Below are 16,602 nucleotides of genomic sequence, written 5' to 3'. Positions count from 1 at the left end.
TACATTTTGTAAACTCCGCGCCCTCGCCCAATCTCGCCTTGCCTGGCTCTAGCTCAAAAGACCCGAAACAGATTCTGAGGCGTCAGTTGTCTGCTGCACTGGCGCGAATCGTCGCTTTCGTCCTGAGGTCGGGCTGTTAGGATCAGCCCTTTCCCGCCGAGCAGTGACGATGGAACGACTGATCCAGGCCAACGGCCAGCCCCATTACGGCATCTTCCCCGCCGCACCGGGCGAGGTGAATTACCGCGATTTCGATTTCCGCTCACCGATGGGCCGCCGACTCGGTGCGCTGGCCAAGTGGCGGCGCTTTCACCAGTTCCAGTACTTCGGCCTGGTCAGTCACGAGCTGATCGGCGGCTGCGCACTGGGCAACCTGAGCCTGCTCGGTATCGGCTTCGTCTATCTGTTCCATCCACCCAGCGGGCGCATGATCGAGCGCCAATTTCGCCTGCCCCTGGGCTTTGGCAGCACCTTCTCGCAGCAGCCGGATAGCGGCATTTGTGAGCTGCGCAGCGGCGGCAACCTGCTGCGTCTGGAGAACAGCGCGCAGCCCAGGGAGAAGCGTCTGCTGGTGGAGCTGGACGATGGCACGCGCATCGAGGCGCACTTCTCCGAACAGCAGCCGGCCTTCCAGCCGATGTGCATCTGTACGCCCACGGCGGTGAATGGCTGGGTCTATGCGCAGAAGGTCGCCGGCGTGCGCTGCCAGGGCACGGTGCAGAGTGCCCTGGGCGACTTCGATCTGGCGCGGATCGATGCCTTCGCCCATCACGACTGGTCGGCCGGCTACATGCGCCCGGAAACCTTCTGGAACTGGGCCTGCCTGTCTGGCGAAGTGGCGGGCACGCGGGTCGGCCTGAATCTGTCCTGTGGAGTCAACGAGACCAGTTTCAGCGAGAACTGCTACTGGCTGGATGGCGAGCTGCTGCCGGTCAGCGGGGTGCATTTTCAGTTCAACCGCGACGAGCCGCTGCAACCTTGGCGGATAGTCTCTGCCGATGGCCAGGTCGAGCTGGATTTTCGTGGTCATGGCCTGCACCGCGAGCAGCTCAATCTGGGTTTTCTGGCGAGCAACTTCAAACAGGTATTTGGCTGTTTCCAGGGCACCTTGCGCCCACCGGGCCGGGCTCCCGTGGTGATCGACAACCTCTGGGGCTTCGTCGAAGACCAGTACGTCAAATGGTGAAAACGGACTTGGCGACGGGCGCGCCTCGGGGTTATGGTTAGGCGACTAATAATTAGGTTTTTCTGCTGTCTGCGCAGTGTGGGGGCGTGCAGGCAGGGGCAAAAACCGCCATGACACGGTCCACGAATCGCTATGCACACCTTTGCGCAACACAGTTTCGGCATGCAGTTGGCTCAGCTATCCCGCGCCTGGCGCGCCGAATTGGATCGACGTCTCTCTGGCCTCGGCTTGTCCCAGGCACGCTGGCTGGTGTTGTTGCACTTGGCCCTGCTGGAGGAGCCGCCGACCCAGCGCGAACTGGCCAAGACCGTCGGCGTCGAGGGGCCGACCCTGGCCCGTCTGCTCGATGGCCTGGAGTCCCAGGGCCTGGTGCAACGCCATGCCGTGCCGGAAGACCGACGGGCGAAGAAGATCGTCCTGAGCCCGCAGGCCCGGCCCCTCATCGCACAGATCGAAAGCATCGCCTTGGGGCTGCGCAAGGAGCTGTTCGCCGGCGTCAGTGATGAAGACATGCAACTCTGCCAGCGCGTGCATGCCCAGGTACTGGCCAATTTGGAGAAGGACTGAGCCGGTTCTGCTGCGTGCAGTGGGCGCCCAGGATGCTCCTGTTTCACCCGATCACTGCCCGGTAACCCGCAGGGTTGCTGGGGCAGCCTGCTTCCCCGGCTAATTTCCCCAGACCCTAGTCAATTTGGCTGTTAGCTGCAGCCGACTTATCTCAATACAGAATGAGAGATAGTTGGCATTTTTAGGCTCCTATTTCCTATGCTGGCTCTATGCCTTGATCGTGGTGATTAACCGGTACGTTTGCTACCCGTTGGTCTGCCGAGGCATTGCGAAGCCGGGCGACAGGGACGCCCTCCCGACATAAAACAGCGTTGCGTTGCTCGCTAGCCAGGGATACTCGCTCTACCTGGGAGGCTACTGAGGGCAGCGTGCGAGCTGGAAATCCGTGGAGGGTGTATGGCTCGGGTACGTCAACTTCTATTGACCCTGGCATCGGGCTCAGCGCTCTACTCCGGCATGGTGCCGGCTCTAGGGCTCGGTGAGATCAGTCTGCACTCGGCGCTCAATCAGCCCCTGGAAGCCGAGATCGAGCTGCTGCAGATCGGTGATCTCAATGCCGATGAGATCAAGGTGCGCCTGGCCTCGGCCGAAGACTTCAGTCGCTCGGGCGTCGACCGCTTCGTGTTTCTCAATGACTTGCGCTTCACCCCCGTTCTGCGCGGCGGACAAAGCATGATTCGCGTGGTGTCGAACAAACCGGTGCGCGAGCCTTACCTCAACTTCATCGTCGAAGTGGTGCGCCCCGGGGGCAGCCTGCTGCGTGAGTACACCTTGCTGATCGACCCGCCGGGGTCTTCTGCCTACCGCCCCGTGGCCAGTACGCTGGATGAGCCGCGTTACGCCGCAGCGCCGCCGCCAGCCCGGGTAGCCTCCCCGCAGCCGGCACAAGCGCAGGCACCGCTTCCGCTGGCAGCCCAGGGGCAGCGTTATCGCGTACAGCGCGGTGACAGTCTGTGGAGTATTGCCGACCGCCTGCGTGAGGCCGGCAGCGAAGCAACGCATTCGGTATTAATGAGCGATATCCACAGATTGAACCCCGGCGCGTTCATCGCCGGTGACCGCAATCGGCTGCGCCTTGCAGCTGACCTGTTGCTGCCGGATAGCGCCGTGCCCCAGTGGATCGCACCCAGCCAGCCGCAGGCCCCGGTTGCGGTCGATCCGCCCGTTGCCGCGTCGCTGGCCCTGGCGCCCGTGGCAGAGCCGACGCCTGCGGCAGAGCCTGCTCCGGTTGCCGAGGCTGCCGCTGAGCTGCAACAGATCGAGGCGGCGCAACTGCAGGTGGATGGCGAGCTGGCCAGCCAGACGGCGGAGAATCAGCAACTGCAGACGGCTATCGGTGATCTGCAAGCCCAGTTGGTGCAGTTGCAGGCGCAGATGGCGGAGAAGGATCGGCAACTGCAGACCATTCGCGCCGAGTTGGCGCAGCAGCGCCAGCCCGCGCCGGCAGAGGCCCAGGCGCCTGTGCTGCAGAGCGCCCCGGCTGTGCCTGCCGCAACCGTACCAGCCGCTCAGGCGCAATCGGCGTCCTGGCCTCTCTGGCTGAGTGCGGGTGGCCTCTGCCTGGTGCTCATCGGCGGTATATGGCTGTTGCGGCGCAAGGTCGAACACCCCGATCCAGAGCCTTATCGCCAACCGCAGGTACAGGTACGCCCCGTCATCAAGGTGCCGATCCAACAGGTACGCCCCGCTGAACCAGTGCAGGCCAAACCAGCGGCGCCGGTACGGATGCCGAGTGTGCCGGCCGACCCGATCGAAGGCGCCAATATCTACATCGCCTATGGCCACTTTGGTGAAGCCCTGACCGTATTGCGCAAGGCTGTGGAACAGGAGCCGCAGCGTATCGACCTGCGCCTGCGCCTGTTCGAGGTACTGGGCGAGCTGGGAGACACCAGCGGTTTCTTTGCCCAGGAGCAGCAATTGCTGGATATGGGCGCCAGCCATGTGCAGGTTGATCAGATTCGCGTGCGTTATGCCCGCCTGCAACGCCCGACACAGGCAGATGAACTGGTTGCCGTGCTGCCTCTCGACGAGGTGTTGGAGCCGCTACCCGCCGCTCAGCCGGCGGCGGATGACTTCCAGCTCAACCTCGATGACCTTTCGCTGGATGCCGACTGGGATCTGGTCAGCCCGTTCCACAATGAAGCACCGCGGCGGGCCAAGGCGGCCAGCGCGGATGCCCTCGATCCCTCCTTCCGCTCGGACCTGCGCGAGCTCCCCGAAGTGTTCGAAATGACTGTCGACAAGGATGGTCTCAGTCCTTTCGGCGACATGCCGCTGCCTGAGAGCACGGGTGATGAGGTCTTGCAGGAGGAATTCGTCGATGCGTTTTCCCGTGAACCGCAAGGGCGCGCCGACAAGCCCCTCGAGTCCAATCTCGAGCATCTGGCGGGTAACCGTGAACACCTAGCCCAGCTGAACATGGCCCTGGCCTATATCGAGCAGGGCAACCTGGGTGCGGCCTGCAACATTCTCAATGCACTGATCGACGAGGGTGATGATCAGGAGAAGGCGAGGGCGCGGGAGCTGCTGGCCCGGATCGCCTGAGTTGTTTAGGGTCTGTTGCCGTTTCGTTCGCGAACCGCGTTGCTGCGCAAAATCGCGCCAGGCTAGGCGCGGGACGCAGGCAATGGTCATTCCCTTGGCAAGTCCCGCAACGACGCATGGCGCGATTTTGCGCGCAACCCATAGGGACGGGCCCGTTTTTGCGCGGGACGTCGTTACTCGACGGCTCATTTGGACGACCAAACCTCGCGTCTCGTGCCTAGCCCCGCGCAAAAACAGGCTCCGTCGCGGCCGTGAACGAAACGGCAACAGACCCTAGCCACAACGCCGCGCAGGAGACTTCGCGGCGCTGTCGTTTGGGCGGCGCTATCATGGCGCTTTCTGCGTCACGGAGCCCTCGGCATGTCCGGCAAACCCGAAGTCACCATCACCTACTGCACCCAGTGCCAGTGGCTGCTGCGCGCCGCCTGGCTGGCGCAGGAACTGCTCAGCACCTTCAGCGACGAGCTCGGCAGAGTCAGCCTTGAACCCGGCACGGGGGGCGTGTTCCGGATTGCCTGCGACGGCGTTCAGTTGTGGGAGCGCAAGGCCGATGGCGGCTTCCCCGAAGCCAAGGTGCTTAAGCAGCGCCTGCGCGATCTGATCGATCCCGCGCGCGACCTGGGCCACAACGATCGCTGATGCACGTCAGCTGAGGTCTTCCACGCTGGGGCTGTGCCGGCTAAGGCGGGCTGAAATGACCGTGGCCAGCACAATCAGGCTGCCGCCGAACAGCATGCGCAGTCCCGGTTGCTCGTGGAACAGCCACCAGGCGAAGACGATGCCGTAGACCGGCTCCAGGGCAAACACCACCGAGGCACTGCGTGCGTTGAGCGTGCGCAGGCTGGCGACGAACAAACTGTGCGCGAGGGCCGTGCAGAGCACGCCGAGCAGGCCGATCCACAGCCAGTCCAGCGCCCGCACCTCGGGCAGCAGGCTCCAGGCAAACGGCAGGCTGCACAGCAGGATGCCGATGTTCTGCCACAGCGCCGCCTGGGCCGGATTGAGGCCGCGGGTGGTGGCCCGGTTGCTTACCGACACCAGGGCAAACAACAGCCCGGACAGCACGGCCCAGCCCAGGCCCAGGGTGGCTTCGCTGGCGAAGTCGAAGTGCGGGGTCACCAGGATCAGGCCGATGCACACCAGGCCGACCACGGCCCATTCGCTGCGCCGTACCTGCTCTTTGAACAGCAGTCCTTCGAGCAGCACGGTGAAGGCCGGAAAGCTGGCGAAGCCCAGGGTCGCCACCGCCACGCCAGCCACCTTGATCGCAATGAAGAAGCTCCACCAGTGCCCGCCCAGCAGCAGGCCTGCGCCGGCCAGGGCCAGTAGGCGTTGATGGCTGGGGCGCTCATGGGTGGCGCCAGGGCGGGCGAAAGGGGCGAGGGCGAGCACCGCGAACAGCGCGCGGCCAAACACGATGACCAGCGGAGCGGCCAGGGCCAGCTTGCCGAAAATACCGGACAGGCCGAAGAGCAGTGCGCCCAGGTGCAGGGCGATGAGTGCCTTGCGCCGGTTCATGCCAGACGTGCGCCATTGGGCAGAGGATGGTCGAAGCTGGCCAGCAGCACCTTGCCGTCCGCATCGTAGACGCCGGTAACCAGCACCTCCGAGCGAATGCCGGCGATGCGCTTGGGCGCAAAGTTGCACACGCAGAGCACCTGGCGGCCAATCAGCTGTTCGGTTGAGTAATGGGCGGTGAGCTGGGCGCTGGAGGTCTTGATCCCCGATTCGCCGAGGTCGACTTCTAGAACGTAGGCGGGTTTCAGCGCTTTTTCGTTGCGCCGGGCGCTGAGCAGGGTGCCGACGCGCAGTTCCACGCGCTCAAAATCCTGCCATTCGATGCTGTGCATAAAGACTCCCTGACTATGCGCAGAGTCTAGGCAGGCGGAACGCCGTCTGTCTGTCGCGTTAGTCGCGGCTTTTGTCGCGCCACTCGCGGCGCAACTGGCGCGGCGTACTGCCCAGTTGGCGCGCCAGGGCAGCGGTGAAGGCGCTCTGCGAGGCGTAGCCGACCCGCGCGGCGATCTCACCGACGGCCAGGTTGCTGCCGAGCAGCAGTTCGCGACCCAGCTGCAGGCGGCGATTGCGCACATGCTCCATTGGCGTGTGCCCGGTTTCAGCGAGAAAGCGCGCATGGAAGCGCGCCGCCGACAGGCCGCACAGCCGCGCCAGATCCGCCACCTGCAGCGGGTGGGCGCAGTGGCGTGTGATATGCGCGTCGATGACTGCCAGCGGCAGACTGGAACTGGGTAGGGGGGCGCTGCTGCTCAGGCTGGCGAGCAGCAGGGCCGCGCCTTGCTGGGCGATGACGTCGTCGTTGATCGGACTGGCCGCCAGCCAATTGACCAGTTGGCTCTGCGCCGGGTTGAGCAGCAGGCGGCCGGGCCGATCAAGCAGGCGCCGACCAGCGTCGGCATGCCGGCCCAGGCGTTGCTGCAGCCAGCCATCGGACGGCACATCGAGCACCAGGCACTGGCTGCCTGCCGGGCTGGCGCACGCATGGTGGGCCGTTGGCGGCACCACGGCCAGGCTGTGGCTGAGCACCTGGCAACCCTGGCCGGCCACTTCAAAATCCAGGCAGCCGCTCAGGCCGAACACCAGCTGGGCGTGCTCGTGGCTGTGGGCGATCTGTTCGTGGCGGTAGTGACGCAGGGATAAGACCGGGTGCATGGCTGGCTCCTCAAACGAGCGCGCAGTCTACACCGCTGTCGCGCCCCGGCGGCTTGTCACTGCATTGCAATCACCTTGTCACAGTGCCTTCACCCATGGCGTGCACGCTCGCGCTAAACCCAGCGGAGAACGCCGATGAGCATCGCCGAGCGCAGCAAACCCAGCCGCAAGCAACGAGTCCGCACCTTGTGGATTTCCGATGTGCACCTGGGCACCCGCGACTGCCAGGCCGAACGCCTCGCAGAGTTCCTCAAGTGCTACCAGGCGGACAAGGTCTACCTGGTCGGCGACATCATCGATGGCTGGAAGCTACGCAGCGGCATCTACTGGCCGCAGGCCCATACCAATGTGATTCGCCGCCTGCTCACCATGAGCAAGCGCGGCACCGAGGTGATCTACGTCACCGGTAACCACGATGAATTCCTGCGCCGTTACTCGACGCTGATCCTCGGCAATATCCAGCTGGTCGACGAGGCCGAGCACGTCACCGCCGACGGGCGCAAATTGCTGGTGATCCACGGCGACCAGTTCGACGTGATCACCCGTTACCACCGCTGGCTGGCCTTTCTCGGCGACAGCGCCTACGAGTTCACCCTGACCCTCAACCGCTGGCTCAACCACTGGCGCGAGCGTTATGGCTACGGCTACTGGTCGCTGTCGGCCTACCTCAAGCACAAGGTCAAGACCGCGGTGAGCTTCATCAGCGACTTCGAGGAGGCCATCGCCCACGAGTGCGTCAAACGCGGCTTCGACGGCGTGGTCTGCGGACACATCCACCATGCCGAGATCCGCAAGGTGGGGGAGGTCGAGTACCTCAACTGTGGCGACTGGGTGGAGTCCTGCACGGCGCTGATCGAACACCTGGACGGCAGCATCGAGCTGTACCGCCTGGCCGAGGCGCAGGCACGCGAGGCCGAGCTGGCCATCGGGCAGGTGGCATGAGGATTCTGATCGTCAGCGATGCCTGGCTGCCGCAGGTCAATGGCGTGGTCACCAGCTTGCAGGCGCTGGTCAGTGAACTGCGCGGGCTAGGCCATCTGGTCAAGCTGCTGTCACCTGCCGATTTTCGCGCCTTGCCTTGTCCCAGTTACCCGGAGATTCCGCTGGCCTGGAATCTATGGAAGGTCGGCCCGGCGATCCGCGAGTTCCGCCCGGACTGCGTGCACCTGGCTACCGAAGGCCCGCTCGGCTGGGCTGCCCGGCGCTGGCTAGTCCAGCGTGGGCTGGCCTTCTCCAGCGCCATTCACACCCGTTTCCCCGAGTATGTGCACAGCCGCTGGCCGCAGATTCCATTGAGTTGGGGCTACGCCTACCTGCGCCGCTTCCACCGCCCGAGCCAGGCGGTGCTGGTGAGCACCGAGCGCATGCGCGAGGAGTTTATGGCCCAGGGCCTGCGCCGCTTGCAATTGTGGCGCAAGGGGGTGGACTGCAGCCTGTTCCGGCCGCAGGGCGAGGCATCGGGCGAACCGGTGTTCCTCTATGTCGGGCGCCTGGCGGCGGAGAAGAACCTGCGCGCTTTTCTCGATCTGGATCTGCCGGGGGAAAAATACGTGGTGGGTGATGGACCGCAGCGTGCCGAGTTGCAGACGGCTTATCCGCAGGCGCGCTTTCTCGGCTACCAGCAGGGCGCCGAGCTGGCGCAATCCTTCGCCACGGCCAGCGTGCTGGTGTTCCCCTCGCGCACCGATACCTATGGCCTGGTGATGCTCGAGGCCCTGGCCTGCGGTACACCGGTGGCGGCCTTTCCCGTAGCAGGGCCGCTGGATGTGCTGGAACCGGGGCTGACCGGGGTGATGAGTGAGGACCTGCGCCAGGCCTGCCTGGACGCTTTGCAACTGGATCGTGGGCTATGTGCCGAACGGGCGGCGCGCCAGTCCTGGCGCACCTCGGCTCTGGAGTTCCTGACCCACCAGCCATTGCTGGATGGCGAGCTGGTAGCGGTCGAGCAGTTTGCCGGAGCCTAGGTTGCGCTGCGGCATCACCTGATCGGGCTCGTGTGCACGGCGCACCCTACAGGTCAGCCGGCGCCTCTACATACAACCTGATTGCCAGGTACCTTTGCATCGGAGTCCGCTGCCACAAAGGCTTGTGTGCAGTGCAACAGTGAGCGGCTAAATGGCCATGAAAAAGCCGGCCTGCCTTTCGGCAGACTGGCTTTCTTTTAGCGCGGACTTTTTGCCCGGATGGGCGGATCAGTGATCCAGTTTCACAGTTGGGTCGGAGCCGGCGATCAGCGAGTTGATGATCGCGGCCGGGGTGGCACCCAGGTTCAGGCCTGGATCACTGAGGTTTACCCCCTCCAGCTGGATGCTGACGTCGGCATTGCTGCCGGTGGCATCGAGGCTGCCGGTGCTGCTCACCAGCAGGGTATCGCCGCTGGCGCTGAGCTTGATGTAGTCGCCGATATCGCTGGCATTTTCTTCGCCCTGCAGCAGGTCGCTGAGGTCGATCTTGTCCTGCCCCAGATCGAAGTCCTTGATCACATCGGCGCCGGTATCGCCGGCATGCCAGACGAAGGTATCGCTGCCACCTTCGCCCCACAGGTTGTCGTTGCCGGTGCCGCCGATAAGGATGTCGTCACCCTCACCGCCGAGCAGGTTGTCGACGCCACCTTTGCCTTCCAGATGGTCGTTGCCATCCAGGCCGCTGAGGGTGTCGGCCGTCGCGCCACCCAGCAGGACATCGGTGCTCGAACCGCCAGCCAGGGCACCATCGCCGCTGATGGGCGTGGTGGTACTGGTGCTGGCAACGATGTCGATTACCAGCTGTGCGGTGGAGCTGTCGAGATCCGGTTGGGTCAGGGTGTAGCTGAAGGTCTCGCTCTGGCCCAGGTTCGCCATATTGGCGAAGGGGGTGTAGGTGTATTGGCCGGTGTCGCTGATGGTCAGCGAACCATAGAGGCCGGTGACAGTGGTCGAGCCGCTGAAGCCGAGGCCATTGATGGCGCTGACAATCGCCCCCTCGCTGCCAAGGTCGTCCACGGCGCCCCAGGCATCGCTGCTGCCAGGGTGGTTGTTGGGGTTGCTGATGACATTGCCGCTGGCTTCGCTGGCCACTACGTTGGGCACGCTCAGGGTTGTCAGCAGCACCAGATTGCTAAGGGTGACGCTGGCGGTCTGGAAGTCTAGGTTGTTGTCGCGTACCGAAACCTGCAGGCGGTAACTGCCGGGGGCCAGGTTGTCCAGGCTCAGCGAGCCATTGCTTAGGCTACCGGTCACTCCGGGCACCACGGCCCAACCGCCACCGACGGCGACCTGCAACTGGTAACTGAAGCTTTCATTGCTGCGTCCGCTGGTGGCTACGTCGAAGCTCAGGCTGGCGGTGCCGCCGCTGACCGTGAAGCTGCCACCATTGCCGTTGCTGCTGTTACCGCTGATATCCCAGTTGTCGGACACCGTGAAGCTACTGAGGTTGGTGCTGCTGGTGGTCTGGGCGGTCAGTGTGGCTTGGGCGCTATTGTCATAGGCGCTGACCTCGCTGCGGTCTTGCAGTGTCAGATGCAGAGTGGCGCTGCTCTGGCTGCCATCACCGTCCTCAATGGTGTAACGCACCTGGTAGGTGGTGTCGTTCTGTATGTCGGAGCCGGCGGCCGGGCTGAAGGTGTAGTTGCCGGTCTGTGCATTGATCTGCAGGGTGCCGATATTGGCGCCCAGGCTCAGCGAGTAGTTGGTGCCGTCGAAGCTGGCGTTGACATCGCCGACCCCGTTGCCATCGGTGTCCAGGCTGACGGCGACGATCTTCTGCGCCGCCGTGCCGTCGGCACCGAAATCATCGGCGATGCTGCCGGAGATGCTGCCGTTGAGCAGCTCACCTTCGAACACCGGTACGGTGCCCTGTAGCACGCCGTCGAGATCCAGTGGGTCGGCCACCACGATGGTGTTGCTGTTGTGGGTGCTATTGGCCTGCACGAGATCGCCCGGGTCGTAGAGCAGGCCGTCGTTGCTGTTCCAGGTCAGGGTTGGGTTTCCGGTCGGGGACCAGGCCACCGTGTCCAGGTTGCTCTGTGCGTAGTCGCTGGTCAGATCGGCACCTACGCCCACCGCATAGGCGGCGTCGATAGCGTTGCTCTCGAGAAAGTCGACCCAATCAGCGCGTTCACTGGCGGAGACCGAGGTGGTAGCCGACACGGCGCCCAGCGGGGTCGCAGGGAAACCGTCGGAGACAAAATACACATAGGTATGGTCGACGTCAGCCGGGGTGCCGTAGTTCTGCTGCACCTGCTGCAGGGCACCGTCGAAGTCCGTGCCGTTGGCAGTGCCGAGGCCCTGGATGGTGCTGATGGCGCTGCTCGGGTCGAACCAGCCCTGGAAGGTGGCGCTGCCGTTGAAGGTCACCAGCATCACGTTCTGCAGCGAGCTGCCGTAGCTGTTGATCAGGTTTTCCAGGGCATCCTTGGCCAGCTCGAAGCGCGTGGTGGTGCCGCCGCCCGGCAGGCTGATAACCGCGCCATAGGTGGCATCGACCATGCTGGTCGAGGTGTCGAGCATGATCACCAGGTTGACCGTGCTGGCTTGGGTGCCTTCGGTCAGGCTGGCAAAGTCGTCGATGGCGGTGGGCGTGGCATCGGCGACGTTGAGGGTGACGGTGGCCGCGGCGCTGTAGCTTTCGCCATCGTAGGCCTGGAACGTGAAAGTCGGTGCCGGGCCGTCGTTCTGCGAGTCGAAGCTGTTGTTCGGTTGGTAGGTGAGCAGGCCGTCGGCAATCTGGGTGCTGGTGACGATGGCGGTTCCAGCCGCGATCGCCGCTGCGCTGATGGCCACGCCGTTGAGCAGCAGGCTGCCTTCCTCGGGCAAGGAAGTGATGCGGAACGACTCGACACTGTCGCCCGCGTCCTGGTCGCTGCCACTTAGCGCAATCACTACAGGGCTGCCGCCTTGTGTGGCGTTGAACGAGGCACTGTCCGCCGCTGGCGCGTCGTTGACCGGGGTAACGCCGACAGTGACGGTGACCGGGTTGGAGGTCTCGCCGCTGGCATCTTGGATGGTGTAGGTGAAGCTGTCGCCAGTGGTCTCGGAGCCGTTGTGCTGGTAGCTGACGGTGCCGTCGGTGTTGACGGTGACGGTGCCGTTGAGCGGGTTGGCGGTGATGACGATGCTGCCAAGATCGAGGCCGTCATCGCTGTCTGTGTCGTTGTCAGCCAGGTCGATCAGCACGTTGCCGCCCTCGGCAACCGTGGCGGTATCGGCGACGGCGACCGGGGCGTCGTTCACGGGCAGGACGATCACGGTCAGGCTCTGGGTGGTTTCGGCGGAGTCCAGATTGCTGGTTTCGGTCGAGGTGGCTTTGATCTCGAGGTTGAAGCTGCCGTTGTAGTTGCTCGGGGGGAGAATCGACAGGGTCGACAGATCCCAGTCGCTCACATCCGCCTGAGTGCTGCCAGGCGCAGCGGTAAAGGTGTGGCCTTGGTTGTCCTTCAGCGTTGCGCCAACCGGGATATTGGCGATGCTGACCGCAAGCGCTTCCGAGCTGTCGCCGTCAACCAGCTGGGCATCGATACTGGACAGGCGAATCCAGCTGTCCTCATCGCCGGTATTGCGCACATCCAGCAGCTGAATGTTATCCAGCACGCCACCCAGGCTATTGCTGTCGGTAGCCCTGAACTCGAGACGGTAGGTGCCATCTGCGTCTGCCGGCAGGTCGAAGTGGAAGTGCTGGAAGCCCACGCTCGCGGCGTTGAGGGTGGCAATCAGGTTTCCGCCCCAGAACACCTGGATTTCGGAGTTGCTAGTCTGACCTGCGCGTGGCGAGTAGTCGAAGTCGAGTGAGTAAGAGCTGCCGGCCTTGGCGGTAATGTCGGTGAACAGGTTGGCAGTGTCCCCGGTGATGCGTTCAAGCTCGATCACCTGGTTGGGGCTGCCGTCGCCGAGGTAGGTCCCCTGGGTGCCGATTTCCAGCAGGCCGCCCGGGTTGCTGGTATTCCAGGTGCTGCCCAGTCCGGTGTTCAGGCTGGAAGCGTTGATGCTGGCCGACCAGCTGGCGCCATTCAGCGGCGCACTCTGGAAATCGGTGGCGGCCGCTACGGCCGTGCCGTTCAGGATCAGGCTGGGGGCGTCGGCATCCGGGGTGATATCGAGGGTCAGGGTGCTGGCGGTGCCTTCATCCATGCCGTCGAAGGGCTTGAAGCCGATCTGTGCATAGTCGGCCTGCAGGTTGCCCAGGCCGGTGCCGGCAAAGCCGTCGTGCCCCGACTCATGCGCCGCCGGTTCAAAGTGCAGCTTGCCCGCTTCGATATCGGCTTTGCTGATGAGCTGATCCGGGGTAACGGCGACCCAGTTGCCCGGGCTTTGCTCGAAACTCAGGCTGCCGGCGGCTGGGAGCTGACTGATGATCACGCCCAGGTCGCTGTCCAGCGAATCGACATCGCTGATGCCGAAGTCAGTCCAGTTCAGGACGATGGCGGTGTCTTCTGTACCGCTAATCGTGGCCAGGCCGACGTCAACGCTAGGCGCATCGTTGCTGCCGGTAATGGTCAGAGTGACGTCCTGGGTGGCGGTTGCACCGCTGTCGTCGGTGACGGTGACGGTGAACACGGCAGTGACCACATCACCGTCGGCGAGGTAGTCCGGCGAGGCCAGGTTGAAGCTCCAGTTGCCATTGGCATCGATGCTGAAGGCATCGGTGATGGCGTCCTGCTGGGCGGCGCTGAGGGCGATGCCGGTGGCGCTGATGGTGCTGGCGGTGTGAGTGGTGGCCGGCGTGTCGCCACTGTCGATATCGCTGAACAGCACAGTGCCACTGGCGCTGAGCGGTGCATCGGTTTCGTTCAGGGCGGCGCTGGTGTCGGAGCCGGCGACGTCGATCACGGGCGCATCGTTGCTGCCGGTGACGGTCAGGGTGACGTCCTGGGTGGTGGTTGCGCCGCTGTCATCGGTGACGGTGACGGTGAACACGGCAGTGACCACATCACCGTCGGCGAGGTAGTCCGGCGAGGCCAGGTTGAAGCTCCAGTTGCCATTGGCATCGATGCTGAAGGCATCGGTGATGGCGTCCTGCTGAGCGGCGCTGAGGGCAATGCCGGTGGCGCTGATAGTGCTGGCGGTGTGGGTGGTGGCGGGCGTGTCGCCGCTGTCGAGATCGCTGAACAGCACAGTGCCACTGGCGCTGAGCGGTGCATTGGTTTCGTTCAGGTCGGCGCTGGTGTCGGAACCGGCGACGTCGATCACGGGCGCATCGTTGCTGCCGGTGACGGTCAGGGTGACGTCCTGGGTGGCGGTTGCACCGCTGTCATCGGTGACGGTGACGGTAAATACGGCGGTGACCACATCACCGTCGGCGAGGTAGTCCGGCGAGGCCAGGTTGAAGCTCCAGTTGCCATCGGCATCGACGCTGAAGGCATCGGCGATGGCGTCCTGCTGGGCGGCGCTGAGGGCAATGCCAGTGGCGCTGATGGTGCTGGCGGTGTGGGTGGTGGCGGGCGTGTCGCCGCTGTCGAGATCGCTGAACAGCACAGTGCCACTGGCGCTGAGCGGTGCATTGGTTTCGTTCAGGTCGGCGCTGGTGTCGGAACCGGCGACGTCAACCACCGGGCCGTCGTTGGTGCCCGTCACGGTAATGGTCAGGCTGTTGGCCGTGCTGGCGTTCTGGTCGTCGGTGACGGTGAACGGAACACTGATTTCCAGTTCCTGGCCGTTGGCCAGGTATTCATAGGCAGGATGGCTAGGGTCGAAACTCCAGCTGCCATCGGGGTTGAAGGTCAGACCGGCGATACTGGCTGAGGTGCTGAACTGCAGGGCTACGCCAGGCGCCTGGTCGATATCGCTCGCGACAATCTGGCCGCTGACGCTGGCACCGCCTTCGAAGACGTCCGCGCTGTCCGGGCTGGCAACTGGAGCATCATTGACTGGCGTTACGGTGATGGTTACCGAGTCGTTAGTCGTTGTCTGGCCATCGCTGGCGCTGATTTGCAGGTTGTCCAGGCCGAAATAATTGGCGTCTGGCACGTAGTTAAGCTGGGCCATGGCGTTGTTGATGGCGGCCGCACTACCGGTAATGGTCAGGGTGTCTGTGCCACTGCCTGTGTGGCTGGCGCCGAGCAGGTTGAGGCCGATATTGAGAACGCCATGCTCGACGCTGAGGGTGACGCTCAGGTTGGCCTGTTCGGTGTCGAAGACACCCAGGGCATTTTGCGTCAGCAGGGAGAAGGTCTTGCTGGTGTCTTCTGCGGTGGTCTGCGCATCCGGTACACGGATCAACGGTGCGTCGTTGGCCGGGGTAACGCCGAGGGTCACGGTGACCGGGTTGGAAACCTGGCCGCTGGCGTCCTTGATGGTGTAGGTGAAGCTGTCGCCAGTGGTTTCGGAGCCGTCGTGCTGGTAGCTGACGGTGCCATCGGCGTTGACGGTGACGGTGCCATTGGCCGGGTTGCCGGTGATGACGATGCTAGCCAGGTCGAGGCCGTCGTCGCTGTCGGTGTCGTTGCCGGCCAGATTGATCAGCACGCTGCCGCCTTCGGCAACGGTGGCGGCATCGGCGACGGCTACCGGGGCGTCATTGCTCGGGGTGACGCCGACGGTCACGGTGATCGGATTGGAAACCTGGCCGCTGGCATCCTTGATGGTGTAGGTGAAGCTGTCGCCGGCGGTCTCGGAACCGTCGTGCTGATAACTGACGGTGCCGTCGGCGTTGACGGTGACGGTGCCATTGGCCGGGTTGCCGGTGATGACGATGCTGGCGAGGTCGAGGCCGTCATCGCTGTCGCTGTCGTTGCCGGCCAGGTCGATCAGCACGCTGCCGCCTTCGGCGACGGTGGCGGCATCGGCGACGGCGATGGGGGCGTCATTGACCGGGGTGACACCGATGTTGACCACCACGGTGTTGAACCCACCACGGCCATCGCTGACCTGAACCTGGAAACTGTCGGGGCCGTTGTAGTCGGGGTTGGGGGTGTACAGCCAGCTGCCATCCGGGCTCAGGGTCAGCTGGCCGTTGTCCGGTGCGTCGAGCAGGCTGAAGGTCAGGCTGTCGCCATCCGCGTCCACGAGTTGGAAGCGGCCTTCGAACGGTGTGTCTTCGGCAGTCTCGAAGTTGAACGAATCACCTGGCGGTGGGGTGTTCTCAGCGGCTGGTGGCGTGGCATCTGTGGCGGTTGCAGCGGCAGGCGTGGGTGCTGGCGTCTCGTCTTCAATGGCAACGAAAGCGTTATCCAGACCTTCAGTGGCAAAGCCTACCGTTGGATCAAGCTGTTGCGCGGTTTCGCTGAGCAGCACGAAGCTGTGGCCGCCACCGGCTCCTCCAGCACCGCCAGCACCACCGGCACCCGGACCAGCCGCAGTAGCAGCGAGATCAGTGGTCGGGTCGACACCCGCGGCGATGGCTTGTTGCAGTCCTTCTACCTCGAGCTCGTCCTCGGAAGGTGCCTTGGTCGCCTGCGTGGGCTGTGCATCGGTTTCGGTGCTGGCGAGCCACTGGCTGTTCTGACCGATTTCGAGATCCTGACCACCCTGCAGTTGCAGACTGAGCATGCCTTGCTGTCCGGTCATGACCTGATCGCCACGGAACAGGCGATCACCCTCGACGAGAAGGCGTTGAATGCCTTCAGGTGAAAGTGCAATAACCTGACCGACAACGCCTTTGACGACCGCAACGACATTGCTCATAAGGACTCTCCTTTGTCTGACTACTACAGGCTTCCGGGC

General features: G+C 64.0%; 10 protein-coding genes. 6 read left to right on the top strand and 4 right to left on the bottom strand.

The genetic code is table 11. The features are described from left to right. Positions 1-169: 169 nt before the first annotated feature. From HNE05_RS13600 to HNE05_RS13585, 4 genes are all read left to right on the top strand, one after another. A complete protein-coding gene (locus HNE05_RS13600) occupies positions 170-1,186 on the top strand; it encodes a DUF2804 domain-containing protein (protein WP_173208267.1) in 1,017 nt (338 codons plus the stop codon). Between the two features lie 132 nt (positions 1,187-1,318). Beyond that, entirely contained in the window at positions 1,319-1,753 is a 435-nt protein-coding gene (locus HNE05_RS13595; protein WP_173208264.1) for a MarR family transcriptional regulator, read from the top strand. Between the two features lie 396 nt (positions 1,754-2,149). Beyond that, positions 2,150-4,297: a FimV/HubP-related protein gene (locus HNE05_RS13590; protein WP_240008759.1), complete on the top strand. Its 2,148-nt coding sequence runs from the start codon at positions 2,150-2,152 to the stop codon at positions 4,295-4,297. A 360-nt stretch (positions 4,298-4,657) separates the two neighbouring features. Beyond that, positions 4,658-4,936 carry an Rdx family protein gene (locus tag HNE05_RS13585; protein WP_173208261.1) on the top strand — a complete coding sequence of 93 codons (279 nt, stop codon included), beginning with the start codon at positions 4,658-4,660 and terminating at the stop codon, positions 4,934-4,936. A gap of 6 nt (positions 4,937-4,942) precedes the next feature. Here HNE05_RS13585 and HNE05_RS13580 read toward each other — a convergent pair whose 3' ends face one another. Genes HNE05_RS13580 through HNE05_RS13570 form a run of 3 tightly spaced genes read right to left on the bottom strand, consistent with a single transcriptional unit; the run spans position 4,943 to position 6,967 of the window. Beyond that, positions 4,943-5,815, bottom strand: a complete 873-nt coding sequence (locus HNE05_RS13580) for a DMT family transporter (protein WP_173208257.1) — start codon at positions 5,813-5,815, stop codon at positions 4,943-4,945. Beyond that, positions 5,812-6,147, bottom strand: a complete 336-nt coding sequence (locus tag HNE05_RS13575) for a tRNA-binding protein (RefSeq protein WP_173208254.1) — start codon at positions 6,145-6,147, stop codon at positions 5,812-5,814. The genes HNE05_RS13580 and HNE05_RS13575 overlap by 4 nt, the downstream gene beginning before the upstream one ends. A 58-nt stretch (positions 6,148-6,205) precedes the next feature. Beyond that, a complete protein-coding gene (locus HNE05_RS13570; protein ID WP_173208251.1) occupies positions 6,206-6,967 on the bottom strand; it encodes an AraC family transcriptional regulator in 762 nt (253 codons plus the stop codon). A gap of 135 nt (positions 6,968-7,102) precedes the next feature. Between HNE05_RS13570 and HNE05_RS13565 the strand changes: the two genes are divergently transcribed. Both HNE05_RS13565 and HNE05_RS13560 read left to right on the top strand, forming a co-directional pair. Beyond that, positions 7,103-7,909, top strand: coding sequence for a UDP-2,3-diacylglucosamine diphosphatase (locus HNE05_RS13565; RefSeq protein WP_173208247.1), 807 nt, complete (start codon positions 7,103-7,105; stop codon positions 7,907-7,909). After that, positions 7,906-8,931, top strand: a complete 1,026-nt coding sequence (locus tag HNE05_RS13560; protein WP_173208244.1) for a glycosyltransferase family 4 protein — start codon at positions 7,906-7,908, stop codon at positions 8,929-8,931. The genes HNE05_RS13565 and HNE05_RS13560 overlap by 4 nt, the downstream gene beginning before the upstream one ends. Positions 8,932-9,159: 228 nt before the next feature. Here HNE05_RS13560 and HNE05_RS13555 read toward each other — a convergent pair whose 3' ends face one another. Beyond that, the gene (locus tag HNE05_RS13555; protein WP_173208240.1) at positions 9,160-16,563 is read right to left on the bottom strand and encodes a retention module-containing protein; all 7,404 of its coding nucleotides are present in this window, start codon (positions 16,561-16,563) and stop codon (positions 9,160-9,162) included. Positions 16,564-16,602: the final 39 nt, after the last annotated feature.

Origin of the sequence: Pseudomonas campi (assembly GCF_013200955.2) — a bacterium.
Classification (GTDB): Bacteria; Pseudomonadota; Gammaproteobacteria; order Pseudomonadales; family Pseudomonadaceae; genus Aquipseudomonas; species Aquipseudomonas campi.
The sequence above is the reverse complement of the archived record's forward strand: the minus strand, read 5'-3'. Positions and strand labels throughout refer to the sequence as shown.

Bases quoted from the DNA above. Each gene is read 5' to 3' on its own strand.
- HNE05_RS13565 (WP_173208247.1), top strand. From the start codon at position 7,103: ATGAGCATCGCCGAGCGCAGCAAACCCAGCCGCAAGCAACGAGTCCGC.
- HNE05_RS13570 (WP_173208251.1), bottom strand. From the start codon at position 6,967: ATGCACCCGGTCTTATCCCTGCGTCACTACCGCCACGAACAGATCGCC.
- HNE05_RS13595 (WP_173208264.1), top strand. From the start codon at position 1,319: ATGCACACCTTTGCGCAACACAGTTTCGGCATGCAGTTGGCTCAGCTA.
- HNE05_RS13585 (WP_173208261.1), top strand. From the start codon at position 4,658: ATGTCCGGCAAACCCGAAGTCACCATCACCTACTGCACCCAGTGCCAG.
- HNE05_RS13555 (WP_173208240.1), bottom strand. From the start codon at position 16,563: ATGAGCAATGTCGTTGCGGTCGTCAAAGGCGTTGTCGGTCAGGTTATT.
- HNE05_RS13580 (WP_173208257.1), bottom strand. From the start codon at position 5,815: ATGAACCGGCGCAAGGCACTCATCGCCCTGCACCTGGGCGCACTGCTC.
- HNE05_RS13560 (WP_173208244.1), top strand. From the start codon at position 7,906: ATGAGGATTCTGATCGTCAGCGATGCCTGGCTGCCGCAGGTCAATGGC.
- HNE05_RS13600 (WP_173208267.1), top strand. From the start codon at position 170: ATGGAACGACTGATCCAGGCCAACGGCCAGCCCCATTACGGCATCTTC.
- HNE05_RS13590 (WP_240008759.1), top strand. From the start codon at position 2,150: ATGGCTCGGGTACGTCAACTTCTATTGACCCTGGCATCGGGCTCAGCG.
- HNE05_RS13575 (WP_173208254.1), bottom strand. From the start codon at position 6,147: ATGCACAGCATCGAATGGCAGGATTTTGAGCGCGTGGAACTGCGCGTC.